Source organism: Dokdonella sp. (genome assembly GCF_019634815.1).
Classification (GTDB): Bacteria; Pseudomonadota; Gammaproteobacteria; order Xanthomonadales; family Rhodanobacteraceae; genus Dokdonella_A.
In genome coordinates, this window is the sequence record NZ_JAHCAP010000024.1 from 21,373 (window position 1) to 47,692 (window position 26,320).

Consider the following 26,320-nt stretch of genomic DNA (forward strand, 5'->3'; position numbering starts at 1 on the left):
GTCGCATTCCGACCCTGCCCGGGATCATTGGTTCCGTGTGCACCGTTCGCGCCTCACACCCAGACCACTTGGGCCCCGCAGCGTTGATCAAGGCAACGCTCGCCGCCGCTGCACCGCTGCGCACGCGCGGCTTTCGCCGGTTCGCTCGTGCCGCCCGCAATCGATCGCCGCGTCCATGCCCTTGGGGCTTGCGCTCAGCGCGGCGCGGCGCAATCGAAGGGCAGGAGGCCGTGCAGCCATGGCATGCCGGCGACGAGCCAGGGGCCGGCCAGGGTGAGCGCGGCGCTGAGCACGAGCGCGACCGCGGCGATGCGACGGTTGCGCGGATGTGCGCCCCAGCGCGCGACACGCTGCGCGCCGAACGCGACGGCGAGCAGCGCCGGCGCGGTGCCGAGACCGAATGCCGCCATCGTCGCCGCGCCGTGCAGCGCATCCAGTTGAAGCGCCGCGATCAGCAGCACGGTGTAGACGAAGCCGCAGGGCATCCAGCCCCAGATCATGCCGAAGGCAAACGCGCGCGGCGCGCTGGTGACCGGCACGAGGCGCCGACCCAGTGGTGCCAGGTGTGGCCAGAGGCGTCGGCCGATGCCGAAGCTCGGATCACGCAGCACGCCACTGGCCACCGCGGCACCGAGCAGCAGCGCCGCCGCCGCGAGCACGCGCAGCCCGATGCGCACGGCTTCGACATCGAGCAGGGCAATTGCGCCGCCGAGCACGCCGCCGAGCAGCAGCCCTGCGATCACATACGAAGTGACGCGCCCGAGTTGATACAGCACGAGCAGCTCGCGGCGCGGACGACCATCGGCGCCCTTGGCGGTGGCGATGCCGAGCGCGGCCGAGATGCCGCCGCACATGACCAGGCAATGCCCACTTGCGGCCAGCCCGAGCAGCAGGGCGGCCAACAGGGTTGGCAACTGGCTCATGGCGCCGATCCGGGGTCTTCGCCGGCGGCGTCGTCCATGGCCTCGGGCGCTGCGTCCTGCGCGGCATCGTCGGGCGCGGGATCGTCGAGCAGGGGCATGAACTTGGGTGTGTCCAGATCATCGAACTGGTCGTGATCGACCGCCCAGAAGAAGGCGATGCCGGCGCCGAGCGCAAACAGGATCGACAGCGGAATCATCACCAGAAGGATGTTCATGCCAGCGCCTCGCGCGTCGTGGCAAGCGCTGCCTGCCCGCGGTTGCGACCGATGCGTGTGGCATTGAGCACGACGATGAGCGAGCTCGCCGACATGCCGATCGCGGCGAGCCAGGGCGGCACGAAACCGAGCGCGCCGAAGGGCACCGCGATGAGGTTGTAGACCAGCGCCCAGCGCTGGTTCTGGCGCAGGATGCGCAGGGTTTCGCGCGCGATGGCGATCGCTTCGGGCAAGGCGCTGAGGCGCGACTGTGCGAGCACGATGTCGCTGGAGGCTTGCGCGAACTGGCTGCCGCTGGCGAGTGCGACGGCGACATCGGCGCCCGCGAGCACGGGCGCATCGTTGATGCCGTCGCCGACCGCGACGACGCGGGCGCCGGATGCGCGCAGCTCACCCAGCCGCGCGAGCTTGTCGGCGGGACTCTGGCGCGCCTGCCACGGCTCGATGCCGACGCGCTGCGCGAGTGCGGCGACCTTGGTCGGCGCATCGCCGCTGAGGATTTCCAGCGTGAGGCCGGCCGCGCGCAGCGCCCGCACCGATTCGCGCGCACCCGCGCGCAACTGCTCGTCGATCCGCCACGCGCCGACCAATCCGTGGTCGTCGGCAAGCACGAGGGCATCGTCATCGAGCGCGGTCTCCGCACGGTCGCCGAGCGCGAAACGCGCATGACCCAGGCGCAGCCTGCGGCCATCGACCTTGCCGCGCAGGCCATGACCGCTGATTTCCTCGACCTCGTCGGCGTGCAGAAGCGGTGTCGCTTCCGCTGCGGCAACCACGACGCGCGAGAGCGGATGAGTGCTGCTGCGCGCAAGCGCGGCGGCGAGTGCGAGCGCTGCGTCGGTCTGCGCGGGCCCGATCGGCTGCAGGCTCGCTTGTGGCTGAGTCAGCGTACCGGTCTTGTCGAACACCAGATGCGTGGCGCCGGCGAGTGTTTCGATGGCGTCCGCATGCACGACCAGCACGCCGCGTTGCGCGAGCAGGGCGAGTGCGCGCGTGAGCGCGGCGGGCACGGCGAGTGCGAATGCGCAGGGACAGGACACCACCAGCACCGCGAGCGTGGCGGCGAAGGCGCGCGAGGGATCGAACCAGCTCCAGCCGATTGCGGTGAGCGCGGCAAGCGTGAGCACGCGCGCGACGAAGCGTGCGGCCGCGGCTTCACCTGCGCAGGCCAGACGCGGGCGCTGCGTCTGCGCGCGCGTGACGAGTGCGACGATGCCTGCGAGCGCGGTATCGGCGCCGACGCGTTCGACGCGCAGTTGCGCCGGGCCTTCGACGACGATGCTGCCGGCAATCAGGCGCTCGCCGCGCTGCTTGGACAGCGGCGTGGATTCACCCGAGAGCAGGGCTTCATCGACGCGGCAGTGCGCGCTTTCGAGCAGGCCATCGGCGGGGATCGAGCTGCCCTGCGCCAGATGCACGAGGTCGCCGGGCAGCAGCTCGATTGCGCCGACGCGCTCCTGCGTGCCGTCGCTGCGAATGCGCTGCGCGAACGCAGGCGTGAGGCGCGCGAGCGCATCGCTCAGATCGCCGGCACGGTGGCGCGCCTTGAGTTCCAGATGACGACCAATCAGAAGGAAGAACACGAACATGCTGACCGAGTCGAAATAGACCTCGTGTCCGCCGGTCATCGCCTCGATCACGCTGGCGCCGTAGATCAGCGCGATCGCGATCGCCACCGGCACGTCCATGCCCAGACGGCGCGCACGCAAGGCGCGCAGGGCGCCGGCGAAGAACGGCCGCGCGGCGTAGAACACCACCGGCGTGGCGACCAGCAGGCCGAACCAGCGGAACAGGTCGCGGGTGGGCGTGTCCATTGCCGAGAACGCGCCCAGATACAGCGCGCTTGCATACATCATGGCCTGCATCGCGCCGAAGCCGGCGACGACGAGGCGCTTGAGCGCGGTGCGCGATTCGCGCCGACGCGCATCGTCGAGCGCGGCGGCATCGAGCGGCAGCGCGGCATAGCCGGCGCGTGCGAAGGCTTCGACCACACGCGCAAGCTCGCAGCGCCGTACATCCCAGACGATGCGTGCGCGACGTGCGGCCGCGTTGACCTGCACGAGTTCGACGCCGGGCAGGGCGCCGAGCGCGCGTTCGATCAGCCACACGCAGGCCGCGCAGCGCAGGCCATCGACGAGGAACACGCCTTCGCGGCGATCGCCGTCGAGTTCACGCACGACATGACGGGCAAGATCCGGGCGCCGCCAGGTTGCCGCTTCGATCGGCGCATCACTCGCGGGACGCAAGGCCGGTTGCGTGCGCAGGCGGTAGTAGTCGGCAAGCCCGAGTTGGTCGATCCACTGCGCTGCGGCGCGGCAGCCCTGGCAGCACACCGGATGACGGACGCCGGCGACCGTGGCATGGATCGTCTCGCCGGCCGGCAGTGCTTCGCCGCAATGCCAGCAGTTCGCGTTCACGGTCGCTCCTGCTCCGCCGGCGGCGTTGCACTCGGTGCGGCGGGTCGGTTCAGCGGCATCTTGAGGATCACCTGCGCGTCCGGCGCGATGGGCTCGTCGGCATGGCGCGCGCCGAGCACGATCATCCAGATGCAACCCGCGAGCGAACCGGCGAACACGAACGCGGCGAGCCAGATCACCGGCTCGCGATACCACACCATCCGCGGTGCTTCAGTGCGCGGCGTTGGCGTGCGAGCGTGCATAGACCCACGCGGCGATCAGGCGCGCGTCGGTGTCGGTCAAGCGCGTGCGCCAGGCCGGCATCACGCCGCTGCGGCCATTGCGGATGGTCTGCTCGATGGTCGCGAGGTCGCGGCCGTAGAGCTCATCGGCCGTGGTGAGGTTGGGCGCGCCCAGCGCAGGATTGCCGGTGCCGGTCGGGCCGTGACAGGCCGCGCAGACCGCGAAATTGTCCGCGCCGAGCCTGGCCTTGGCCGGCGAATGATCGCGACCCGAGAGACTGAGCACGTAGTTGGCGAGATTCTCGATCGCGGCCTTGTCGAGGCTGCTCGAGAACGGCGGCATGACGCCGTGACGGCCATCGAGGATGCTGGTGAGCAGGGTGTCGCCGTCGCCGCCGTAGATCCACGTGGCATCGACGAGGTTGGGCGCGCCGATCACGCGGTTGCCGTGAGCCTCGCGCCCATGACAGGCCGCGCAGTTGTCGACGAACAGGCGCTCGCCCATGCGCGTGGCCGTGCTGTCGGCTGCGAGCACGTCGACCGGCTTGCCGGCAAAGCCGGTGAGGACCGGATCGAGTTTGGCACGATTGGCGGCGATGTCGTCGGCGAGCTGTTGATGCGAGGTCCAGCCCAGCGAGCCCTTGCTGGAGCCGAATCCCGGATACAGATAGAGGTAGGTGAAGCCGATCACGAACATCGCGCCCGACATCACGATCCACCAGAGCGGCAGACGGTTCATGCCTTCGCGCAGCACGCCATGCGCCCACACGTGACCGGTGGTGCCATCGGGAAGGGTCGGAATCTTCACGCGCGGCCCCCACAGGAACAGGAACAGCGTGATGCCGAGATTGAGCACGATGAGGAACATGATCCAGCCGGACCAGAACGGGCTCATTGCGATTGCTCCTCATCGTCCATCGGAATGCGCGCAAGCGCGTCGTACTTCTGCTTGTGGCGACCGTTCCAGACCCAGATCCAGATGCCGATGAAACTGAGCATCGTGACGACGGTCACCACGCCGGCGAGATTGCCCCAGAACGGACTGAGCATCATGGCGCGGCCTGCTGCGGTTTGGCGTTGGCCGGTTCATTGGCGATGCCCAGCCCCTGCAGATAGGCGACCACCGCGTCGAGCTCGGTCTGGCCGCTGACCGCAGCCTTGGCGCCGGCGATGTCGGCATCGGTGTAGGGATCGCCGAGGAAGCGCAAGGTGCGCATGCGCGCGGCGATGTCATCGCCATCGACCAGCGCCTGTGCCAGCCACGGATACGACGGCATGTTCGACTCGGGCACCACCGAACGCGGATCACGCAGATGCTGGCGCTGCCATTCGTCGCTGTACTTGCCGCCGACGCGGGCGAGGTCGGGCCCGGTGCGCTTGGAGCCCCACTGGTGCGGACGGTCGTAGACCGATTCCTCGGCAGTAGAGAACGGTCCATAGCGCTCGGTCTCGGCACGCAGCGCGCGGATCATCTGCGAATGGCACAGATAGCAGCCTTCGCGCACGTAGATGTCCTTGCCGGCCAGGCGCAGCGCGTCGTAGGGCTTCACGCCCAGCGCCGGCTTGACCTCATGCGCCGCCATGAAGATCGGCGTGATCTCGGCGAGGCCGCCGATCGAGACCATGATCGCGGTGAGGATGCCGAGCAGGCCGGCATGCTTTTCGATCGCTTCGAAATACTTGTAACCGCGGTATCCACCAGCCATCGTCGTCTCCTCAACCCATGGCCGGCAGCGGCGCCGGAACCTGAGCGGCTTCGGGCTCGGGAATCGGCACCGGAATCGGCGTGATCAGTTTGGCGCGCGCATGGGCTGCGGTGTGCCACAGGTTCCAGGCCATCACCACCATGCCCGCGAGCACGAACATGCCACCGAGCCAGCGCACCGCATACAGCGGCTTGATCGCCAGCAGGCTGTCGATGAAGGCATAAGTGAGCGAGCCGTCGGGATTGGTCTCACGCCACATCAGGCCTTCGGTGACGCCGGCCACCCACATCGCCAGCACGTACAGCAACACGCCGGTCGTGTGCAGCCAGAAATGCCATTCCATCGCGGCGTGCGAATGCATTGCCGGACGTCCGAGCGCGCGCGGCGCCATCGCGTAGAGCGAGCCGATCGTGATCATCGCGACCCAGCCGATCGATCCGGAATGCACGTGGGCAACGGTCCAGTCGGTGTAGTGCGAGAGCGAATTGACGGTCTTGATCGCCATCATCGAGCCTTCGAAGGTCGAAGCGGCGTAGAACACCAGCGCGATGACCATGAACTTCGCCGCCGGATCGGTCTTGAGCCTGTGCCAGGAACCATTGAAGGTGAGCAGGCCGTTGGCGGCCGAGCCCCAGCTGGGCATCAACAGGATCAGCGAGAAGGCCATGCCGACCGATTGCACCCAGTCAGGCAGCGCGGTGTACATCAGGTGGTGCGAACCCGCCCACATGTAGACCGAGATCAGCGCCCAGAAATTGACGATCGAGAAACGGTAGCTCCACAGGGGCTGCTGCGCCTGGCGCGGCACGAAGTAATACATCATGCCGAGGAAGCCCGCGGTGAGGAAGAACGCCACAGCGTTGTGGCCATACCACCACTGCACCATCGCGTCGACCACGCCCGAATAGATCGGATACGACTTGGTCAGTGACACCGGCACGGCGAGATTGTTGACGATGTGCAACAAACCGACCGCGATGATGAAGGCGCCGTAGTACCAGTTGGCGACATAAATGTGGCGAATGCGCCGGCGCGCGAGCGTGGCAAAGAACACGAAACCGAAGCTCACCCACACCACCGCGATCAGGATGTCGATGAACCATTCCGGTTCGGCGTATTCCTTGCTCTGCGTGATGCCCAGCGGCATCGTCAGCATTGCCAGCACGCAGATCAGCTGCCAGCCCCAGAAGGTGAAGTTCGCGACTCTCGGAAAGGCCAGGCGCGTGTGCCCGGTACGCTGCACCACGTAGTAGCAGGTACCCATCAGCGCCGAACCACCGAAGGCGAAGATCACGCCGAAAGTGTGATCGGGGCGCAGTCGGCTGAAGGTGAGGAAGGGAACGTCGAAGTTCCAGAACGGCCAAGCCAGTTCGGCGGCGATCCACACGCCCACCGACATGCCGATGATGCCCCATACCGCCGCGGCGAGCAGGAACAGGCGTACGACTTGGTCGTTGTAGGTTTCTGTCTTGGGCATCGACGGGCTCCCCCGGAAAACACCATTATCCGCGATTTGTGCGTTGCATCACCAGTGCCGCCGGGGGCGAAAGCCTGCCTCGCCTGCACCTTGCGTTTGCCGATTCAGGGCGTTGCCAGCGCGCGTTGCACCGCGCCGACGAACTCCGGATCGGCCTCGCCGAGTTTTTCGCTGCGCGCGAGGATGCGGCCCTGTGCGTCGAGCAGCACCAGCGCGCTGGAATGGCTGAACTCGCCATCCTCGAGCTGCTTGTACTGCACGCCCAGAACCGCGGCGATGCGACGCACGTCGCTGGCGGGGGCGCGCATCAGATGCCAATGCGGAGAGTCGACGTGACGCTTGTGCGCCAGCTCGTTGAGCACGGCAGGCGTGTCGCGGTCTGGATCGAGGCTGATCAGCACGACCTCGATGCCTTCGCGCTGCGCCGGCGCGAGGGCGCGCTCGGTCTTGCGCACGCTGTCGATGATGAGCGGACAGACGAACTTGCACGAGGCATAGAACATCGCCGCGATCACCGGCTTGCCTTGCGTGTCGGCGAGCTTGCGCGCCTTGCCGTGCTGGTCGGTCAGGCTGGCATCGAGGTGGTAGATCGAATCGCCGGGCAGGGGGGCGGCAAAGGCAGGCAAGCCGCCGGCGAGACCAAGGCAGGCCAACAGCGCGAAGATGCGCAGGTATTGCCGTTTCATTTTGGAGTCTCCTTCAGGTCGCGCGCACAGCGAAAGCCCAGGCTCGTCGTGGTATCGGCGGCCTTGAGCGAGGACAGCATTGCGATGCGCATGAGCAAGGCGTAGTTGTCGCGGTCGCGCATCGACAGCGCGGCGGCACCGCAGAACTTGAGACGGTCGGGATCGTTCTGGTCGCGGCTGTCGGCACTGACCATGAACGCGGCGTAGTCGTCGACCCACTCCCAGACCAATCCATGCAGATCGCGCACGCCGTAGAGGTTGGGCGCACCGCCTACCGATGCCAGCGTGCCGCGCGTGGGTTTCGCATACCAGTCGAGCAGTTGCTGGCGCCATGCCGCGTCACCGCGCGCGTCGGCCAGCGTGGTGCTGGCCGCGGCCACGCGCTCCCATTCGATCCAGCTCGGCAGGCGCGCGCCTTCGGCCTCGCAGAACGCCTGCGCCGCGAACCAGCTCACGCGCGTGACCGGCTGCGTGGGCAAGGCATCCTTGCCCAGTGCCACGGCCGATTCCCAATGGGCCAGATAGCCCGCATCGGCGAATACCGCGGGCGCTTGCCCGCGCTGCCATTGCGGATGCGCAAGCACGAATGCGAGGAACTGCGCATTGGTGACCGGTTCCTCGCGCAGCGCGAATGTGGCGACGGTGTGTGGCGGTGCCGCCACGCCGTTGTCGATCACGCTGCTGAAGGTCGTGGCGGGAATGTCCCGGTACGCCGGTGGCGCGGCCGCCAGCGGCGTGGCCAAGGCGATCAGCGCCAACATCACGAGCCGGTGCAGCCCGCCTGCGCCGCGCTGCGGAGGCGAATGCGGAGCGGCAAGACTGCGACGGCTCATGATGACGGGCTCCTCAGTGCTCGGCCTGGGTTGCGTTGGGGTTTTCGGCGCGCGTTGCCGCGGCTTCTTCCTTGGTCACGCGACCACCGGGATTGCCCCAGCTGTTGAGCACGAAGGTGCCGATGTTGGCGACTTCGTCGTCGGTGAGCTGGTTCATCGGCGGCATCACCGAGTTGTACTCGGCACCGTTGACGGTGACCTTGCCGCTCACGCCATGCAGAACCGCCTCGATCAGCTTCTTGGGCTCCTTGGCGAAATAGTCCGACTTGGCCAGTGGCGGGAACACGCCCTTGAGGCCTTCGCCATTGGCCTGATGGCAAACCGAGCAGGTGCCGGTGAAGAGCTGCTTGCCTGCGGCGATCTGTTCTTCCTTGGTCAAGGTGCCACTGGCATGGGCCTTGGCTGCCGCGCTGACTGCGGACAGGTTGGGTTCGGCGCGATCGCCAAGGTACACCTCGTCAACTTCCTTGCCCGAGTAGATCGCCTTGTTCTCGGGGCCGTCGACCTTGAGGATCGCCAATGCGCCCTTGTTGAAGGCGCGGAAAATCGAGTGGTCGACCAGCACATAGCTGCCAGGCACCTCGAGGTGGAACTCGACGGTCGCCGCGCCGCCCGCGGGGATCAGCGTGGTCTGCACGTTTTCTTGCGGATGCGTGCCGCCTTCAGGCTGCACCTTGTCGAAGATTTCGCCGATCACGTGGAAGCTCGACACCAGGTTGGGTCCGCCATTGCCCATGAACAGGCGCACGCGCTCGCCGACCTTGGCGGTCAGCGCCCTGTCGCCGGTCAGCGCGCCTTCGGCGCCGTTGAACAGCACATAGGTCGGGTTCTCGTCGATCGCCTTCTCCATGTCGAACGGCTGCAGTCCCTTCTCGCGATACTTGCCGGTGGTGTAGAAGTCGCCCTGCATCACGTAGTACTCATGGTCGACCTTGGGCAGGCCTTCGGGGGGCTCGACCAGAATCAGGCCGTACATGCCGTTGGCGACATGCATGCCCACCGGCGCGGTTGCGCAGTGATACACGTAAATGCCCTGATTGAGCGCCTTGAAGGTGAACTGCGACTGGTGCCCGGGCGCGGTGAAACTCGAAGCGGCGCCGCCGCCGGGGCCGGTCACGCCGTGCAGGTCGATGTTGTGCGGCATCTTGCTGTCGGGCGCGTTCTTGAGATGGAACTCGACCGTGTCGCCCTGACGCACGCGGATGAAACTGCCGGGCACGGTGCCGCCGAAGGTCCAGAAGGTATAGGACACGCCTTCGGAAATCGGCATTTCCTTCTCGATCACCTCCAGCTCGACGATCACCTTGGCCGGGTAATCTCGATTGGTCGCCGGCGGCACATGCGGCGGGCTGGTCAGGATCGCGTGGATCGGCTCGCCCTGCGGCGCGCCGAAGTCGCCCTTGGCCGAACCGCCGGTGGTCCCCAGCGCAGCGTTGGCCTCGCCGATGCCGCTGGTATTGGAAGTGCAGCCGGCCAGTCCTGCACCGGCAAGTATTGCCAAGGCAAGCAACACGCGTTTCATGGATCACCTTCCAGTTTTCAGTCTTGAAATGGTCTCTTGAGGCAATTGTTGCGCACGCAGCATGCGGCCGATCTGATCTGGATCAAACGCTTGTGCGGGATGTTCAGCCCGCAGTCCGGAATGACCTGATGCGCCTGGCTTCTTGCTCGAAACCGAAGCATGCCAGAGGCCGCGAGCGAGCGATGGTGCATCGTGCCAAGATCCCTCCTAAGCGGACAGCCACCAGAATGCGGGTGCAGCACCGGAGGGCTGCGTGCGGTCGGACGCCGGACCCGCAGGCGAGGTTCAGGAATTGATCGACATCGCCGCCACCAAGGCAAGGTCGATCGCGGTCACCCCGGCGAGGATTGCGCGCGCGAAGCGGCCACCGCCACCGCCTAACGCGGCGACGCACTTCATCAGGGAGTTGGTGATGAAGGCGAGTGCCAGTGCAATGCTCGCCTCGCGCGTTGCGATCGCGCCGGTTGCGGCCAGCTCGCCGACCGTCACCGCGGCGGCGTGAACATCGGCAAGCCCACTGGCCGCGGCTGCGGCGAGCACGCCACTCTCGCCGATCCAGTTCCCGAGTGCGGCAGCGCCCAACAGCGCGACAGCGACGATGGCGCCAAACGCCAGCGCATGCACGAGGTCGAAAGGCCGCGAAAGACTGAGCGCGGGCTGGGCCTGATCTGCCTCGTGACGCGCGTGCCAGGCCATGGTCAGGGCGATGGCGCTGGCAACCAGACCGGCGGCCGCCAGCGGCAGCGCGAAGGCGAGCAGCAGGGTCGGAGCCAGCACGCCGAGGATGATGGCAAGCTGGATCACGGTGGCGACATTGGACAGCAAGGCCGCTGCGACGGCCGAACGCCGCAATTGCGGCAGTGCGCGTGCGCGCTGGCCCATGCCTCCGATGGTCGCGGTGCTCGATACGAAACCGCCGAGCAAACCGGCCAGCAGGATTCCGCGGCTGCCGCCGAACAGGCGCAGTGCGATGTAGCCTGCCGCATTGATCGACATCACCAGCACCACCAGCAGCCACAGCTTGCGCGGATTGAGCACGCCAAGGGGACCGACCGTGCGATCGGGCAGCAGCGGCAGCACGATGGCCACCGAAGCCGCCAGCAACAAGAGGTCGGCCAGCTCGGCGTCACTGAGCAGCTGACGGGTAAAGCGATGCAGGGTCTGCTTGCTCGCCAGCAATGCCGCGACCAGCACGAACAGGGCAGCGGCGAGCTGCGGTGCGCGCATCGCCAATGCGCCCAGCAGGAACACCGCAATCAAGGCGAGTTCGCCGGTCAGGCCTGGATCTTCCTTGCGGCTGGTCTGGTAACTCGCCAGCACCAGCACGCCGATCATGAGTCCGCCGAGCACGAAGCCGATCGGTTCGAGCAATTGTCCGATCGCGCCGGTCAGCGCGGCCAGCGTGTAAGTGCGCACGCCTGCGATCGTGTTCGAGCTGCTCTGGCTTCGTTCACGTTCGATGCCGACGAGAAGTCCGCCACCGAGTGCGGCGAGAAAACCCGGGAGAACCGCCACGTCCAGCGCCATCCACAACCCCGTTGCTTGTCGCCCAGCCTCAGGATAGCAGTGCGGCGAGCGCGCCCCACGGGTTGTGCGAGCGGGCCACGCTGACGATGAACAGATACACCGCCAGCGCGGCGATGAAGCTGCAAACCTGCACGCTGCGGGTGCGGCCGCGCTTGAGCGCGAGCGTGCCGAGCACGATATAGACCACCAGCATCAATACCTTGACGGTGAGCCAAGCCTGCACGAACGGATACTGGTGCAGCATGAGCACCAGCAGGATTGCCGAGCCGAGCAAGGTGGTGTCGATCAGGTACGACAGCCAGCGCAACCGTGCATCGTTGGTCCAGCGCGAACGCGCGAGCATGAAGCAGCCGCGGAGCGCGAACAGGCAGCCCGAGAGAATCACCGTGGTGATGTGAATCAGCCGGATCGGCAGGTAGAACTCGATCACGTGCGCGACTCAGCCCGGCTTGCCGTCGAGACGCGGCGTCATGTAGATCCACAGCGAGCGCAGCACCCAGGGCAGGAAGGCGATGATCCAGCCGAACGCGGCGATCACCAGCCACAGCGGCGCAATGCTGGAAATTTCCGCGTACAGGCGTGCGAGAACCACGAGCTGCAGCAGGCAGAAGGTCAGCCACGGAATCGCACCCATCTGCAGCGGGCGCCCGGAGTGACCATGCGTCACGCGCGTGACCATCGCCACCAGCATCGAGCCGAAAAAGCCGACCGTGAGCGCATGCGCGGGTGCACGCAGGAACAGGAAGCCGAAATCGAAGAACGCGAGCAGGCTTTGCGCGGCATACAGCGCAAAGGCGATCCACAGCCAGGCGCTGCCGATGTAGAGCACCGCGAGCAGGCCCGGCCGCATGCACTTCCACGGCTGCCAGCCGAGCCAGTGCACGAGGAAGAACACCGCCAGCGGCAGGTCGGCGAGCCACAACCAGTCTTGCTGATGGCGCAAATCGAGCACCAGATGCACGAGCAGCAATGCCCACATCAGCGGCAGGCTCCAGCTCGGGCGAAACACGCGATAGCCCGCGCCGGCGACATTGCTGCTGAAGAACGGAATCATGCGGTGGCAGACCGTGAAATAGATCGGCACCAGCAGCGCGAAGGTGCCGATGCGGATCGAGAAGTAAGCCAGCTGCCACGGCGCACTGAGTGCGAAGGCGCCGAACGCGGCGAGACCGCAGGCGCCGAGCACGAGCGCGAGGAAACACGACAGGGCATGACGATCCTTGGCGCCATTGCGCGCCAGCACGCCACCGAGCGCGATCAGGGCCATGGTCCAGCCGCCCAGCATCAGCGCGATGCCGGCGAGCAGCAGCGGGCGCAGGTCGAGCAGGCCGATGTGGGCAAGCAGGTAGCCGCCGAACACGCCGGCGAACACCGGCACGTAATGTCGTGGCTGCAGGGCGGGCTGGCCCATCCAGCGCGGAAACACCGTGAGCAGGAAGCCGAAGATGAAGGGCGGCAGCATGCCGTACTGGGTGAATACCGCATGCGCCCAACCCGCCGGTACCGGTGCGGTCGGGAAGGCGTGGCCGGCCCAACTCGCGCCGAGGAAACATGCCCACCACAGCATCGACACGATCACCGCGCTGGCGCCGGCGAAGAACATCAGGCGGTGCGGCGCGCTCGCCATCACCGCGGGCAATTCGGCCAGTGCCGCACGCAGCGAGCGGTCCTGATCAGCAGCGCTTTCGGTCGCGGTGCCCATCTCGACGCGCAATGGAATACCGCCGAGCCCCGAGTTGCCACTGTTGTTCGTGTTCATCCCGCAATTGTGAATCACTCGCAAGGCTTTGTCTTGATGCTGATCAAGGGTCAACCGCAGGGTCGCCTTGATCTGGATCAGCGCGCGTGCTGCGCGCACCCGCTGCAATAGGCCGATGAATGTTCCGTCGGGTCGCGCTGCACGTATCTGTTTTCCGAGCTTCCGGATGCCCTTGTGCAGGGTTCGCGCATGCGCATGAAGCCGCCCGATCTTGCGCGGCTCGTGCTCGGCGGACTGCGCGGCGTGATCGATGGCGTCGATGACGGCTTGATTGCGCTGCTTGCGGCGCGTCGCCGCCTGGTGCGGATGGTGGCGGCGGTGAAACAGCATGGCGGGCGTGGACCGCACGATCTCGCGCGCGAACGCTATGTGCACGCGCGCGCCCAGGCGTTGGCGGCGCGGCTGGATGTACCGGCGGCGACCGCGCACGGCATGCTCGTGGTCGCGATCGATGATGCCAGGCGCCAACAGGGCGATCCGGTTGACGCGCATCAAGGCGGCCAGGCGTTGGCGGCTGGGAGAATCGCGCTCATGGATCCGCGTGTCGATGTCACACCCGCGCCGGCCGCGCGCCTGTTGCGACTGCTGCCGCCGCCACGGCGTTTTGCACCGCTGCTGCGTCTGCTGCCGCGGCGCCCACTCGCGCGTCTGCTCGAAACGGCGATGGCGCATGTGCTCAAGGAATCCTTGCACGCAGGTGATCTCGATTTCATGCAGGGCCGGCGCCTGGGTATCGAGGCAACCGATCTCGAGTTTTCCTTCGTGGTCGAAATGCACGAGCGCGAGCTGCGCGTGGTCGATGCGGCCGCCGAGGCAAGCGTGCGCGGCTCGATGACCGATCTGCTCCTGCTCGCGAGCCGGCTCGAAGACGCCGACACCTTGTTCTTCCAGCGCCGGCTCATGCTGACCGGTGATACCGAGCTCGGTCTGACCGCGCGCAACCTGCTCGATCGCCTGCCGTGGGAGAATGTGCCGCTGGGTTTGCGCATCGCGCTCAACCGTGGTGCCCGATTCGCACGGGCGGCGCGGGCGGCGCACCGACGCGAATCCTGAGAGCCTGCCGCCACGCGCGGCAGTCTGCGTCCACCCCTGGAAGACGTCGATGACAACCACCGCTGACTTGCCCGTGCCGATCTGGCGCGACGAACTCGAACACGAATATGCGGCGCTGCGTGCGCGCATCGAGCATCTGGTGCCATGCCTGGAATGGCCGATGCATCTGCCCTGGATCGAAGCGATCAACCGCCTCAAGCAGCAGCGCGGCGCAGTGATCATGGCGCACAGCTATCAGTCGCCGGAAATCTTCCACGGAGTGGCTGACGTCACCGGCGATTCGCTGGCGCTGGCGCAGGCGGCCGCCGATTGCGATGCCGAAATCATCGTGTTGTGCGGCGTCCACTTCATGGCCGAGAGCGCCAAGATTCTCGCGCCGCACAAGACCGTGCTGATTCCCGATCTCGAAGCCGGCTGCTCGCTGGCCGCCTCGATCACCGCCGATGACGTGCGCGCCTTGCGCGCAAGGTACCCGGGCGTGCCGGTGGTGAGCTATGTCAATACCTCGGCCGCGGTGAAAGCCGAGACCGATGTCTGCTGCACCTCGGCGAACGCCGTGCAGGTTGTCGAGTCGCTGGGTGTGGACAAGGTGATTTTTCTTCCCGATGCGTTTCTCGGCGCGCATGTGGCCAAGCAGACCGGCGTCGAGCTCGTGCTTTGGCAGGGGCGCTGCGAAGTGCATGAGAAGTTCACCGCGGGCGAAGCACGACATGCGCGCGAACGCTTCGATGCCAAGCTCGTCGCGCATCCGGAATGTCCGCCCGAAGTGCTCGCCGAGGCCGACTTCGTCGGCTCCACCAGCGCGATGGGCAAATGGCTCGCACGCGAGCAGCCCAGGCGCGTCGCGCTGATCACCGAATGCTCGATGGCCGACAACCTGCGCGCGCAGTTTCCGGCCACCGAGTTCATCAAGCCCTGCAACCTGTGTCCGCACATGCAGCGCATCACCTTGCAGAACATTTACGCGAGCCTGCGCGACCTGCGCCACGTGGTCGAAATTCCGGCCGACATCGCCGATCGCGCGCGCCTGTCGCTCACGCGCATGCTCGCGGTTGGTCGCGGCGAACGCGTGTGAGCGAGCCGATCGTCATCGTCGGCTCGGGCGTGGCCGGGCTCAGTGTCGCGTTGGCTGCAGCGCCAAGACCGGTGCTGCTGGTGTGCCGCGGCCCGGGCGAAGGCGAGGGCAGCGCGAGCCGGCTTGCCCAGGGCGGATTCGCCGCCGCGCTGGATCCTGCCGACAGCGTTGACGCGCATGTCGCCGACACGCTCACTGCCGGCGCGCAGCACAACGATGTGGCAATGGTGCGCTGGCTGTGCGCGCAGGCACCGGCGCGGGTGGAACAGCTGGAGCGGCTGGGTGTGGCCTTCGACCGTGACGCCGCTGGCCGTCGTCAGCTTGGCCGTGAAGGCGGCCATCATGCCGCGCGCATCGTGCATGCGGGCGGCGATGCCACCGGCGCCGCGATCGTGCGCGCCTTGGTCGCACAAGCCCGGCAGTGTGGGCATGTGCGCCGGCAAGCGGGTGTCGAAGTCGATGCGCTGCGCCTGCGCGGCGGGCAGGCGTGCGGCGTGCGCGTGCGCCACGCCGACGGCAGCCTGCAGGAGATCGACGCGCAGGCCGTGGTGATGGCTACCGGCGGCATGGGCGCGCTGTTTGCACGCACCAGCAATCCGCCCGGTGCCGACGGTGCCGGTCTGGCGCTCGCGCTGACAGCGGGTGCGCAGGCGCGCGACCTCGAGTTCGTGCAGTTTCATCCGACCGCGCTCGACCTGCCCGGCCGTGTCAACCTGCCGCTGATCACCGAGGCCTTGCGCGGCGCCGGTGCACGGCTGGTCGATGGGGCGGGGCGCTTCCTGCTCGATGGCGTGCATCCGCTGGGCGACCTCGCGCCGCGCGACGTGGTCGCGCGTACGGTGTGGCAGGCCCAGCAGCAAGGACGGCGCGTTTTGCTCGATGCCACGCGCATCGAAGCGGACTGGCGGGCACGGTTTCCGACCGTGCTGGCGGCCTGTCTCGAACACGGCATCGATCCGCGCACGCAGCCGATTCCGGTGACGCCTGCGGCGCACTTCCACATGGGGGGCATCGCGGTGGATGCCGACGGTCGCAGCTCGCTGCCCGGCCTGTTCGCAGTCGGCGAGGTCGCCTGCAATGGCGTGCATGGCGCCAACCGATTGGCCAGCAATTCGCTGCTCGAAGGGGTTGCCTGCGGGTGGCGCCTGGGCACGCTGCTGGCCGATGTGGCGCTGCCGGCGGCACAGGGCGAATCGACTTGGTGCGCGCTGGGCGCAGGCCTGCCCGCCGTGCAACTGGCACAGCTGCGTCGCTTGCTTTGGCAGGCCGCCGGTCCGCTGCGTTCGCCGGCAGGGCTGCAAGACGCCTTGCAAATCTGCGAGAACCAGGTCGGCGAGGGCTGGCAGGCGCGGCTGGCCGTCGCTATGCTTGCTGCGGCCTTGCGTCGACCGCGTAGCCTGGGCGCTCATTGGTGCGTCGAAAACCGGTCAGCGCCGTCGCAACCGTTGGCCATCGCGTCCTGATTGCCGCCGCGGCGCCGGCTCGTTCCAGGCCATGCAAGGCATGGCCGCTGCTCACTTTCCAACTGCCAAAGAACTCAATGTCCCGACCGTCTTCGCTCAGTTTCGAGCAGCTCCTGTCCTGCGCGCGTGGGGAAATGTTCGGCCCCGGCAACGCGCGCCTGCCAGCGCCGCCGATGCTGATGTTCGACCGCATTACCCATGTCGATGAGAACGGCGGGACGCATGGCAAGGGCCTGCTCCAGGCCGAGCTCGACATCCGCCCCGACCTGTGGTTTTTCGGCTGCCATTTCGAGGGCGACCCGGTGATGCCGGGCTGCCTTGGCGTCGATGCCATGTGGCAACTCGCGGGTTTCTATCTGCCGTGGCTGGGTGAGCCGGGCCGTGGCCGCGCGCTGGGCGTGGGCGAGGTCAAGTTCACCGGCCAGGTGCTGCCCAGTGCCCACTTGGTGCGTTACGAGATCAATGTCAGCCGCGTGATCCGCGGCCGTCTCAAGATGATCGTTGCCGACGGCAGCACCTTCGTCGATGATCGCCTCATCTACACCGCCAAGGACCTGCGGGTGGGCCTGTTCCAGTCGACGGAGGCATTCTGATGCGCCGCGTCGTGGTCACCGGGGTTGGTATCGTCTCGTGCCTGGGCAATGCGGCCGACAGTGTCTCGCGCGCACTGCGCGAGGGCATCAGCGGCCTGCATGCCGTGCCCGAGTATGCCGAACGTGGCCTGCGCAGCCAGATTGCCGGCGTTCCGCAGATCGACCTTGTCGCCCAGATCGACCGCAAGCTCAAGCGCTTCATGGGCGACGCTGCGGCTTATGCCTACGTGGCGATGCGCGATGCGATCGCCGACGCGGGCCTGGCGCTCGATCGCATCCGCCATCCGCGCATCGGCGTGATCGCCGGCTCGGGCGGTGGTTCGGCGCAGTGGCAGATCGAAACCGGCGACCTCTTGCGCGAGAAGGGCGTGCGCAAGGTCGGACCGTACATGGTGCCACGTACGATGTGCTCGACGGTGTCGGCGACGCTCGCCACCGCGTTCGGCATCCTCGGCCTGAGCTATTCGATCGCAGCGGCCTGCGCGACTTCGGCGCATTGCATCGGCGCGGCCGCCGATCTCATTCGCCACGGCGCGCAGGACATCGTCTTCGCCGGCGGCGGCGAGGAACTGCACTGGGGCATGACCGCGCAGTTCGATGCAATGGGCGCCTTGTCCACGGGCTACAACGCCACCCCGCAGGCCGCCTCGCGTCCCTACGACGTTGGCCGCGACGGTTTCGTGATCGCCGGTGGCGGCGGCATCCTCGTGCTCGAGGAGTACGAGCATGCCAAGGCGCGCGGTGCACACATCCATGCCGAACTCGTCGGCTATGGCGTCACCTCCGACGGCGGCGACATGGTCGCGCCCTCGGGCGAGGGCGCGGTGCGCTGCATGCAGATGGCGCTGCGCGATGTGCGTGGCCCGATCGACTACCTCAACACCCACGGCACCGCCACGCCGCTGGGTGATCTCATCGAGCTCAAGGCCGTGCGCGAAGCCTTCGGCGCCGCCGTGCCGCCGCTGTCCTCGACCAAGGCGCTGACCGGTCATTCGCTCGGCGCCGCCAGTGTGCACGAGGCGATCTACAGCATCTTGATGATGAGCGACGACTTCATCGCCGGATCGGCCAACATCGAGGCACTCGACGAGCGCGCGAAGGATTTTCCGATTGCGCTGGCCAGCCGCGAAGCACGCCTGAACACGGTCATGTCGAACAGCTTCGGCTTTGGCGGCACCAACGGCACCTTGGTGTTTGCCCGCGTCTGAAGCACGCGCTGCGACTGCACGCGGTCCGTTCCCGGTCATGCTTCTCGACGGCGCGTGGCTCCAGGCCGCGGCCGCCTCGTCTCGCGCCCTCGCGAACGATGGGCGCATGCGGCCAAGCGGAACGTCCTTGCCGTCCTTGACTGAACCCTTGAGCATTCGGTCGCCATCGACGGCAACCAGGTCGTACTCGGGCTGGTCAGCGCCGCACTGAACGGATATGCCTCATCCGCAGCGGGCGAACCGTGCTGCCGCAACTGCTTGCGCTGCTGTTGCAACGTGCCAGGTGTTTTCCATCAACGAACCAAGGCTTGAGTTCGGCCGCCGGCGGCCCGTGTGGCGGGACGGCGATCCGCTTCACCGAGCAGTCGGGTTTCACGCCGACATCAGCAAGCAGAAGGCCCAATACACCCCGATTGCCATTTGCACGGCGAACGCCGTGAAACGTACCGTGACTGCCGTTGCGCTCAAGGACACCAGATGCACGAGTGATTGAAAGACGCGGCACGCCAGGAACACATAGGCGAGTGGGTCCGTAATCGAACTACGGCCAGTGGCGAGTGCGACCAGCAACAGGCCGCCGAAAATGGGAAGACCCTCCACGCAGTTGGCGTGGGCCCTGGCGAGGCGTTGCATGAATGGCGAAAGGCTCGCGTTGTCTGGTGTGAACCCGTTCGCCGGAACTTTGCGGCGCAACACGAGCTGTGACCGGATGAATTCCATGAGCACGAGTAGCAGCAATGCCCAAGTGATGAAGCCTGTGAGCGCGAGGCTGCTTGGCGTGATCATGACGGACTCCGGTTTGGGAAGCCTGGGCAGAATAGCTTGGTCCGGGCGGCCTGCGGCCGCGCTATCGTGGATTGCGCGCAGCGCACGGGGGCCTGACTCGTTGGCCCATTGGATCCGTCAAATGGACGGCCAAGCGGCATTCGCCGCGCTTACAAACGCCGCAGTCGGCGCGACAGATCGAAGCGCACGCGCACCACGTCGGGCTCGTCGGCGACCAGCTCGCGGCTCGCGCCCAGCAGGCGCGAGAAGTCCAACATCTGCGCATTTTGCGCAAGCACGGTGCCCCACAGTTCGTGCAGGCCGCGCTTGCGCGCCTCGCTGACCAGACGCTTCATCAGCGCGCGGCCCAGGCCTTGTCCGGCAAGCGCGGGATCGGTGATCACCGCGAACTCGGCGCTTGGCCGGTCCGCGTCGAGATGGAAGCGCGCCTCACCGCGGATCTCTCCCGCCGCGTCGACGATGACGTAGGCGACGCCTTGGGCGGGATCCACGCGGACCAGGCGGGTCGCCGCCTCGGTGGAGAGCTCGCGCATGCGGTGGAAGGTGCGCTGGCGCACCTGCTCGGGCGTGAGTCGGGCAAAGGCGCGTTGCAAGCCCGACACGTCGTCCGGGTGGATTGCGCGCAGTCGGAACACCTCGCCGTTGGCGGCGCGGAAGGCACGGCCTCGGCTGGGTCGCGGCTGGGGACGGATCGGAGCGGGGTGTGACATGCACGATCCCGGTGGCAACGGCACGGCAAAGCATGCCACGGTTCGCAGCAGCGGGGCATTGACGCATAATCCATGCTCAAGCCGTGTGGCGACGGCATGGGGGAAAAGCATGGCGGATGAACAGACAGGCCTGCGCGACGTCGATCTCGACGATTTGTGCGCACGCTGGCCGGGCGCGACGCGGTCGATCAAATGGGAGGTCGATTTGGTGTACAGCGTTGCCGGCAAGATGTTCGCGGTGCTGAGCACGCTCGGTCCCGATCGCGGTCGCCTGTCGTTTCGTGTCGAGCCCGAAAGCTTCGTCGAACTGCGCGAGCAGCCGGGGATGGCGCCGGCACCGTACGCGGCCAACCCGTTCTGGATCAGCGTGACCGAACCGGAACGGTTTTCGCAGGCCGAGCTGGCCGGCTTCGTGCGCGGCTCCTACGAACTCGTGCGCGCGAGCCTGCCGCAGAAGACGCAGGATGCGCTCGACGCCTCCTGATCCCGATTTGCCCGCCACGCGCCGTGCGTGGCGATCCATCATCCGATTCCATCGAGCAAACACTCCGCATGTCTGGCAAAGCCGATTCCGTCAAGACGATCTTCTACGCGCTCGGCGCCAACTTCGCGATTTTCATCGCCAAGGCGGTTGCCGCGTTCTTCACCGGTTCGGGCGCGATGTTCGCCGAAGCGGTGCATTCGCTCGCCGACACTGCCAACCAGGTCTTGCTGCTGTTCGGTCTGCGCGCAGCCAAGCGCCCCGCCTCGGCCGAGCATCCGCTGGGCGAGGGCAAGGCGGTGTATTTCTGGTCGTTTCTCGTGGCGCTGCTGCTGTTTTCGGTGGGGGGTGCATTCTCGATCTGGGAAGGCCTGCACAAGCTCAGCCATCCCGAGCCGCTGCGCTGGGCCTGGGTTGCGGTCGGCGTGCTCACGTTCGGCATCATCGCCGAGAGCCTGTCGATGTGGGGCTGCCTGCACGAGGTCAACAAGGCGCGCAATGGGCGCAGCTTGTGGCGCTGGTTCCGCGAGAGCCGACAGAGCGAACTCATCGTGATCTTCGGCGAGGATTTCGCCGCGTTGTTCGGTCTGGTTTTCGCGCTGATAGCCGTGGTGCTGACGATGGTCACCGGCAATCCGGTGTTCGATGCGATCGGCACGATTGCGATCGGCGTCCTGCTGGTGCTGGTGGCGGTGTTCATCGCGGTCGAGGTCAAGGCCTTGCTGGTGGGCCAGAGCGCCGAGCCGGAGATGCGCGCCGCGCTCGATGCCTTCCTGCGCGAACGCAAGGAGATCGAGCGCGTGTTCAGCGTGCTCACCCTGCAGCTCGGGCCCGACGTGATGGTGGCGATCAAGGCGCAGATGCGTGGCGTGAGTGACGCGCAGGCTCAGATCGAGGCGATCAACGCCATCGAGCGCGACATGCGCGCACTGTTCCCGCAGATCCGCTGGTCGTTCTTCGAGCCCGACGTCACCGATTGAGGCATTTCACTCAAGCAGGCGCCGGGCATGCCATTGGTCATGCTGCCGAGGTGCGCAGCGCGGGCGTATGCTCGGACGCTTGTCGTCACGATCGCCGAGGAAGCCATCATGCGCTGCATGCTTCGCACGTTGTTGTCGATCACCACGACGCTGTCGCTCACCTGCGTCATCGGTGCGGCGGCGGCGCCCGCTGTTTCGCCGACCTTGCTTGGCTTCGATGCCGCCGCCAGCAGTGCGCAGCGAGCGCTCGAAGCGCGCTTCGATGCCCAGCTCAAGGCCGCTGACCAGCGCGAGTGGCTGCGCACGATGTCGGCTGCGCCGACCCACGTCGGCTCGCCGCAGGATCTGGCCAATGCGCAGACCACGCTCGAACAGTTCAGGCAATGGGGCTGGGATGCGCGCATCGAGACCTTCGACGTGCTCTATCCGACGCCCAAGTCGATCGCGGTCGAACTGGTTGCGCCGACGTCGTTCAAGGCGCGCCTGAACGAGCCGCCGATCGCGGGCGATGCCGCATTCGCGCAGGCGCACGAGATGCTGCCGCCGTACAACATCTACGGTGCCGATGGCGATGTCACCGCCGAGCTCGTCTACGTCAATTACGGCATGCCCGACGACTACAAGGAGCTCGCGCGCCACGGTGTCGACGTCAAGGGCAAGATCGTGATCGCGCGCTACGGCCACGGTTGGCGCGGCCTCAAGCCCAAGCTCGCCTGGCAGCATGGCGCGGTGGGTTGCCTGATCTATTCCGATCCGCACGAGGACGGCTATTTCGAAGGTGATGTCTATCCCAAGGGCGGCTGGCGTCCTGCCGACGGCGTGCAGCGCGGTTCGGTGATGGACATGGTGATCCATCCCGGCGATCCGCTCACGCCCGGCGTCGGTTCCACCGCCAAGGCCAAGCGGCTTGCACTCAAGGATGCGAAAACCGTCCTCAAGATTCCGGTGCTGCCGATTTCATACGCCGATGCGCAGCCGCTGCTGGCTGCGCTCGATGGCGCGCTCGCGCCTGCGAGCTGGCGCGGCGCGCTGCCGATCACCTATCACCTCGGGCCGGGGCCGGCCAAGGTGCATCTGAAGGTCGAATCGAACTGGCAAACCAGGACCCTGCACAACGTGATCGCGCGCGTTGCCGGCGCGCGGGCGCCCGAGCAGTGGATCGTGCGCGGCAACCACCGCGACGGTTGGGTGTTCGGCGCCGATGATCCGCTCGCCGGTCACGTGGCAATGATGGATGAGGCCAAGGCGATCGGCGGTTTGCTCAAGCAAGGCTGGAAGCCCGCCCGCACGATCGTGTTCGCCAGTTGGGATGGCGAGGAACCCGGGCTGCTCGGTTCCACCGAATGGGCCGAGACGCATGCCGATGAACTGCGCAAGCATGCGGTGTTCTATCTCAACACCGACGGCAATGCGCGTGGTTTTTTCCACGCCGGCGGCAGCCATGCGCTGCAGCACTTCGTCAATCAGGTCGCCAACGACGTCACGGATCCGCAAACCGGCGTGAGCGTGCAGCAGCGCGTGCGTGCCCGTCTGCAGGTCGAAGGGTTCGCCAGGGGCGCCAGCGCGCAGGCGAAAAAGCTCGCCAAGCTCGCCGCCAGCGATGCCGACCTGCCCATCGAGGGACTCGGCTCGGGCTCGGATTTCAGCACCTTCCTGCAGCACATCGGCGTTGCCGCGCTCGACATCGGCTATGGCGGTGAGGACCAGCAGGATGGCGTCTACCACTCGGCCTACGACACCTTCGATCACTATGAGCGCTTCGGCGACCCGGGCTTTGCCTACGGCATCGCTCTCGCGCAGACCGCAGGTCGCATCGTGCTGCGCGCTGCCGATGCGCCGGTGCTGCCGATGCGCGTGGGCGATTTTGCCGACACCGTCGATCAGTACGTCGGCGAAGTGCGCAAGCTCGCCGACGACGAACGCGCGCACAGCGTGGCGTTGGGCAAGTTGCTCGATGAAGATGCGTTCAAGCTCGCGGCCGATCCGAAGGAAACCTCGATCGCGCCGCCACGCGAGGATGCGGTGCCCTTCCTCGCCTTCGCGCCGCTCGAAAACGCATTGGTGCAGCTCAAGGACAGCGCGCGCGCCTACGATCATGCATTGGCCGCGCTTGACCCGGCGAAGCTGGACATCAAGAAGCGCGCGCAATTGAACGAATTGCTGCGCGGGCTCGAAAGAACCCTGCTCGACAGCAAAGGCCTGCCGGGCCGCCCGTGGTACCAGCATCTGGTCTATGCGCCGGGCCTGTACACCGGCTACGGCGTGAAGACCCTGCCGTGCGTGCGCGAAGCGATCGAGGAACGCCAGTGGAACCAGGCCGATCGCTGCATCATCGCCACCGCGAAGGTGCTCGATGCCTATGCCCAGCGCATCGACCAGGCGCGCGCCGCGCTGCGCAAGTGATCGCCCGTTGCGTGCGCGGCCCCTGGTCCTGCGCCTGCTTGTCGGGCGACTTGCCAGGCAGCCGTGGCCTGCTCGAACCGCCTCGGGCCGAGACGGCCCGGAGTCGTATCGACCAGGTTCATTGCGCTCGCCCTCGATCTGCTCGCCGCCCCAAGCCTCGCCAGCGTCGCGTGTGGCGGAGTCCTGCGTAAAGCCTCGCCCCATCCTGATCGACCGATGGCGGAAATGCAGGCGGATGATCACTGCGTCCACTTCGTTCCGATGCTGAACGATCCGCTGAAGACCTGCCCGGGCCACGCATGCACAAGCGCTACCGATCGCCACGCATGGTCCAGCGAACTTCGCCGATCACGCGCCCCGGCTGCACCTCGACTCGCCAGCCGTTACGCCCCTGCAGCCGCAGGCGTATTCCATTACGCACCCATCTTCGTCGGATAACACGGTTGCGTTCAGATTTTCCGGAACGTGACAGTTGCCACAACGCATTGATTTCGAGCAAGAAAGCGCCTTGACCTCCCGCTCACGCTGCTGCACGATCCTTGCTACGCCCCGTTTTCGGGGTCTACTTGTAGTTAGATGTGACTTGGAGAGTTCAATGGCTACTGAAATAGAAGATCAAGAACTGCAAGTTGAGCCGGAGGAAACTGATGAAGCGATCTCAGTTGCCTATGACATAGCCACCTATCCATCGGATTTCACACTTTCGATCATTGCTCAAATGTGGAAAGACGGGGACATATCTATCCCCGACTATCAGCGCGAGTTCGTTTGGTCTATCAGTCAATCCTCTCTCCTGATTGATTCTTTTTTAAGCGGCCTTCCGGTACCACCCGTCTTCTTCTATGTAGACGAAGACAATCTGAACCTTGTGATTGACGGCCAACAAAGAATTCTCTCTGTCGTCTTCTTCCTAGAAGGATATTTTGGCCACGAGAATCAGGGGAAGCGCCAAACCTTCCGCTTGACTGGCCTTAAGGAAGGTAGCCGCTACGCCAATAAGAAATTCTCTGATCTGAGTGAGAGCGATCAAAGAAAGCTGAAGCAATCCGTATTGCGAGCGATCAACATCCGACAACTTTCACCCGTCGGGGAAAGCACAAGCGCCTACCACATCTTTGAGCGTCTCAATACCGGCGGCACTCCCTTGAAGCCACAAGAAATACGCAACTGTGTATTCCGCGGTGGCTTCACCACCATTCTCAAAGATCTAAACAATGACAAGCACTGGCGAAAAATTCTTGCAAAGCCTGTCAAGGACAAACACCTTAAAGACGTTGAGCTAGTACTCCGTGTTTTTTCGCTGTTCAATTCAAGCGAAAAGTACGAAAAGCCACTTAAGGAGTACCTCAACCAAACAATGAAGGCTCACGACACGGGAAAATCGACCTTGGTTAAGAAGTACAAGGAAGCCTTCCCCATCGTCACAGAGGCAATTGTCAAACAGCTCGGGGATAGGCCATTTCACTTACGCGGCCCACTGAATGTGGCGGCTCTGGACTCGGTTATGGCGGTGCTGTGCGAGAACGCGCACCGGCTCTCAGGCAAGAAGCTTGACAGCGCTTACAACAAGCTCCTTGATGATGATGAGTTCGACTATCACACCAGAATCAACACAACCGATAAAGCCGGTGTGCTGAAGAGAATCGAATTGGTACGGCACCACTTCGGATTCTAGCCGTATGAGCTATCTCAATAACTTTCAGCACGCCGATCATATCGCCGCGCACCTACAGACTGTTGTTCCAACCCTTGCCGACCCTTTGCTGAAGGCCAAGTACGCCGGCTTCATGGCCGTTGCGGCTGTGACAGTGTACGAGATGGCAATAAAGCAAATTTTTTGTGACTTTGCCAATCAGAAGCACAAAGTTCTTGGAAGCTTCACAGAGTCGTTTTTTTACAGGATCAACGGAAGAATCAAACTTCAAGTCATAAAAGACGAGTACGTAAAATTCTTCGGGCAAAAGTACAAAGATCGATTCAAGAAGAATCTTGACCTCGAATCATCTCTCTACCTTAGAGCAACAGGAAGAGACATCGTTAGCTCTTACTCTAATCTTATTGTATGGCGCAATGATTTTTCACATCAAGCTGCAACTCAATCATTGTCGACATTTGATGAAACGGTGAAGTCTTACCAGGACGGTAAACAAGTTATTGCGTCACTTGCAAAATCGATGACTCGCTAGCCACATGAGAGTCACATCTAACAATTCATGTATGGACTCCCCCGTCAACCTCACCGCGCAGTGATCCGGCGCGAGTGACGTCGCGGTGTCTTGTTC

At 65.5% G+C, this 26,320-nt stretch carries 26 protein-coding genes; 10 read left to right on the plus strand and 16 right to left on the minus strand.

Features of this window, described 5'->3' with window-relative positions; all coding sequences use genetic code 11:
- Window positions 1-194 precede the first annotated feature (194 nt).
- The 14 genes from KF759_RS11665 to KF759_RS11730 all read right to left on the minus strand — a co-directional run bounded on the left by KF759_RS11665 (window position 195) and on the right by KF759_RS11730 (window position 13,286).
- On the minus strand, window positions 195-923 hold the full coding sequence (locus tag KF759_RS11665; protein ID WP_291225689.1) for a sulfite exporter TauE/SafE family protein: 729 nt from the start codon (window positions 921-923) through the stop codon (window positions 195-197).
- Entirely contained in the window at window positions 920-1,138 is a 219-nt protein-coding gene (gene ccoS, locus KF759_RS11670; RefSeq protein WP_291225691.1) for a cbb3-type cytochrome oxidase assembly protein CcoS, read from the minus strand. Before ccoS ends, KF759_RS11665 begins: the two co-directional genes overlap by 4 nt.
- Entirely contained in the window at window positions 1,135-3,555 is a 2,421-nt protein-coding gene (locus KF759_RS11675) for a heavy metal translocating P-type ATPase (RefSeq protein WP_291225694.1), read from the minus strand. The genes ccoS and KF759_RS11675 overlap by 4 nt, the downstream gene beginning before the upstream one ends.
- Window positions 3,552-3,734: a hypothetical protein gene (locus tag KF759_RS11680; RefSeq protein WP_291225696.1), complete on the minus strand. Its 183-nt coding sequence runs from the start codon at window positions 3,732-3,734 to the stop codon at window positions 3,552-3,554. The genes KF759_RS11675 and KF759_RS11680 overlap by 4 nt, the downstream gene beginning before the upstream one ends.
- Before the next feature lie 31 nt (window positions 3,735-3,765).
- Window positions 3,766-4,671, minus strand: a complete 906-nt coding sequence (gene ccoP, locus KF759_RS11685; protein ID WP_291225698.1) for a cytochrome-c oxidase, cbb3-type subunit III — start codon at window positions 4,669-4,671, stop codon at window positions 3,766-3,768.
- Window positions 4,668-4,829 carry a cbb3-type cytochrome c oxidase subunit 3 gene (locus KF759_RS11690; RefSeq protein ID WP_291225700.1) on the minus strand — a complete coding sequence of 54 codons (162 nt, stop codon included), beginning with the start codon at window positions 4,827-4,829 and terminating at the stop codon, window positions 4,668-4,670. The genes ccoP and KF759_RS11690 overlap by 4 nt, the downstream gene beginning before the upstream one ends.
- A complete protein-coding gene (gene ccoO / locus KF759_RS11695; protein WP_291225702.1) occupies window positions 4,826-5,482 on the minus strand; it encodes a cytochrome-c oxidase, cbb3-type subunit II in 657 nt (218 codons plus the stop codon). Before ccoO ends, KF759_RS11690 begins: the two co-directional genes overlap by 4 nt.
- Before the next feature lie 10 nt (window positions 5,483-5,492).
- Entirely contained in the window at window positions 5,493-6,959 is a 1,467-nt protein-coding gene (gene ccoN, locus KF759_RS11700) for a cytochrome-c oxidase, cbb3-type subunit I (RefSeq protein WP_291225704.1), read from the minus strand.
- Window positions 6,960-7,063: 104 nt separating this feature from the next.
- Entirely contained in the window at window positions 7,064-7,645 is a 582-nt protein-coding gene (locus tag KF759_RS11705; RefSeq protein WP_291225705.1) for an SCO family protein, read from the minus strand.
- Entirely contained in the window at window positions 7,642-8,478 is an 837-nt protein-coding gene (locus KF759_RS11710; RefSeq protein ID WP_291225707.1) for a formylglycine-generating enzyme family protein, read from the minus strand. Before KF759_RS11710 ends, KF759_RS11705 begins: the two co-directional genes overlap by 4 nt.
- A gap of 13 nt (window positions 8,479-8,491) precedes the next feature.
- Window positions 8,492-10,000: a copper-containing nitrite reductase gene (gene nirK / locus KF759_RS11715; RefSeq protein WP_291225709.1), complete on the minus strand. Its 1,509-nt coding sequence runs from the start codon at window positions 9,998-10,000 to the stop codon at window positions 8,492-8,494.
- A 285-nt stretch (window positions 10,001-10,285) separates the two neighbouring features.
- Entirely contained in the window at window positions 10,286-11,515 is a 1,230-nt protein-coding gene (locus KF759_RS11720; RefSeq protein WP_291225711.1) for a DUF4010 domain-containing protein, read from the minus strand.
- A gap of 40 nt (window positions 11,516-11,555) precedes the next feature.
- On the minus strand, window positions 11,556-11,957 hold the full coding sequence (locus KF759_RS11725; protein WP_291225713.1) for a SirB2 family protein: 402 nt from the start codon (window positions 11,955-11,957) through the stop codon (window positions 11,556-11,558).
- Window positions 11,958-11,966: 9 nt separating this feature from the next.
- Window positions 11,967-13,286, minus strand: a complete 1,320-nt coding sequence (locus KF759_RS11730; protein ID WP_345777432.1) for an NnrS family protein — start codon at window positions 13,284-13,286, stop codon at window positions 11,967-11,969.
- A 189-nt stretch (window positions 13,287-13,475) separates the two neighbouring features.
- Here KF759_RS11730 and KF759_RS11735 point away from each other — a divergent pair, with 189 nt between their 5' ends.
- The 5 genes from KF759_RS11735 to fabB all read left to right on the plus strand — a co-directional run bounded on the left by KF759_RS11735 (window position 13,476) and on the right by fabB (window position 18,678).
- On the plus strand, window positions 13,476-14,339 hold the full coding sequence (locus KF759_RS11735) for an SCP2 sterol-binding domain-containing protein (RefSeq protein ID WP_291225715.1): 864 nt from the start codon (window positions 13,476-13,478) through the stop codon (window positions 14,337-14,339).
- 49 nt (window positions 14,340-14,388) lie between these two features.
- The gene (nadA, locus tag KF759_RS11740) at window positions 14,389-15,414 is read left to right on the plus strand and encodes a quinolinate synthase NadA (protein WP_291225717.1); all 1,026 of its coding nucleotides are present in this window, start codon (window positions 14,389-14,391) and stop codon (window positions 15,412-15,414) included.
- Complete coding sequence (locus tag KF759_RS11745) at window positions 15,411-16,877, plus strand: FAD-binding protein (protein ID WP_291225719.1); 1,467 nt, start codon at window positions 15,411-15,413, stop codon at window positions 16,875-16,877. Before nadA ends, KF759_RS11745 begins: the two co-directional genes overlap by 4 nt.
- Before the next feature lie 77 nt (window positions 16,878-16,954).
- On the plus strand, window positions 16,955-17,470 hold the full coding sequence (gene fabA / locus KF759_RS11750; RefSeq protein WP_291225721.1) for a 3-hydroxyacyl-[acyl-carrier-protein] dehydratase FabA: 516 nt from the start codon (window positions 16,955-16,957) through the stop codon (window positions 17,468-17,470).
- Entirely contained in the window at window positions 17,470-18,678 is a 1,209-nt protein-coding gene (fabB, locus tag KF759_RS11755) for a beta-ketoacyl-ACP synthase I (RefSeq protein WP_291225723.1), read from the plus strand. The genes fabA and fabB overlap by 1 nt, the downstream gene beginning before the upstream one ends.
- Before the next feature lie 372 nt (window positions 18,679-19,050).
- Here fabB and KF759_RS11760 read toward each other — a convergent pair whose 3' ends face one another.
- Both KF759_RS11760 and KF759_RS11765 read right to left on the minus strand, forming a co-directional pair.
- Complete coding sequence (locus tag KF759_RS11760) at window positions 19,051-19,464, minus strand: MAPEG family protein (RefSeq protein ID WP_291225725.1); 414 nt, start codon at window positions 19,462-19,464, stop codon at window positions 19,051-19,053.
- A 149-nt stretch (window positions 19,465-19,613) separates the two neighbouring features.
- Window positions 19,614-20,174, minus strand: coding sequence for a GNAT family N-acetyltransferase (locus tag KF759_RS11765; protein WP_291225727.1), 561 nt, complete (start codon window positions 20,172-20,174; stop codon window positions 19,614-19,616).
- A gap of 109 nt (window positions 20,175-20,283) precedes the next feature.
- Here KF759_RS11765 and KF759_RS11770 point away from each other — a divergent pair, with 109 nt between their 5' ends.
- From KF759_RS11770 to KF759_RS11790, 5 genes are all read left to right on the plus strand, one after another.
- On the plus strand, window positions 20,284-20,658 hold the full coding sequence (locus tag KF759_RS11770) for an MmcQ/YjbR family DNA-binding protein (RefSeq protein ID WP_291225729.1): 375 nt from the start codon (window positions 20,284-20,286) through the stop codon (window positions 20,656-20,658).
- A gap of 68 nt (window positions 20,659-20,726) precedes the next feature.
- The gene (locus KF759_RS11775; protein ID WP_291225731.1) at window positions 20,727-21,635 is read left to right on the plus strand and encodes a cation diffusion facilitator family transporter; all 909 of its coding nucleotides are present in this window, start codon (window positions 20,727-20,729) and stop codon (window positions 21,633-21,635) included.
- 108 nt (window positions 21,636-21,743) lie between these two features.
- The gene (locus KF759_RS11780) at window positions 21,744-24,038 is read left to right on the plus strand and encodes a transferrin receptor-like dimerization domain-containing protein (RefSeq protein WP_291225733.1); all 2,295 of its coding nucleotides are present in this window, start codon (window positions 21,744-21,746) and stop codon (window positions 24,036-24,038) included.
- Window positions 24,039-24,633: 595 nt separating this feature from the next.
- Complete coding sequence (locus KF759_RS11785; protein ID WP_291225735.1) at window positions 24,634-25,713, plus strand: DUF262 domain-containing protein; 1,080 nt, start codon at window positions 24,634-24,636, stop codon at window positions 25,711-25,713.
- Between the two features lie 4 nt (window positions 25,714-25,717).
- On the plus strand, window positions 25,718-26,224 hold the full coding sequence (locus KF759_RS11790; protein WP_291225737.1) for a HEPN domain-containing protein: 507 nt from the start codon (window positions 25,718-25,720) through the stop codon (window positions 26,222-26,224).
- Window positions 26,225-26,320 lie beyond the last annotated feature (96 nt).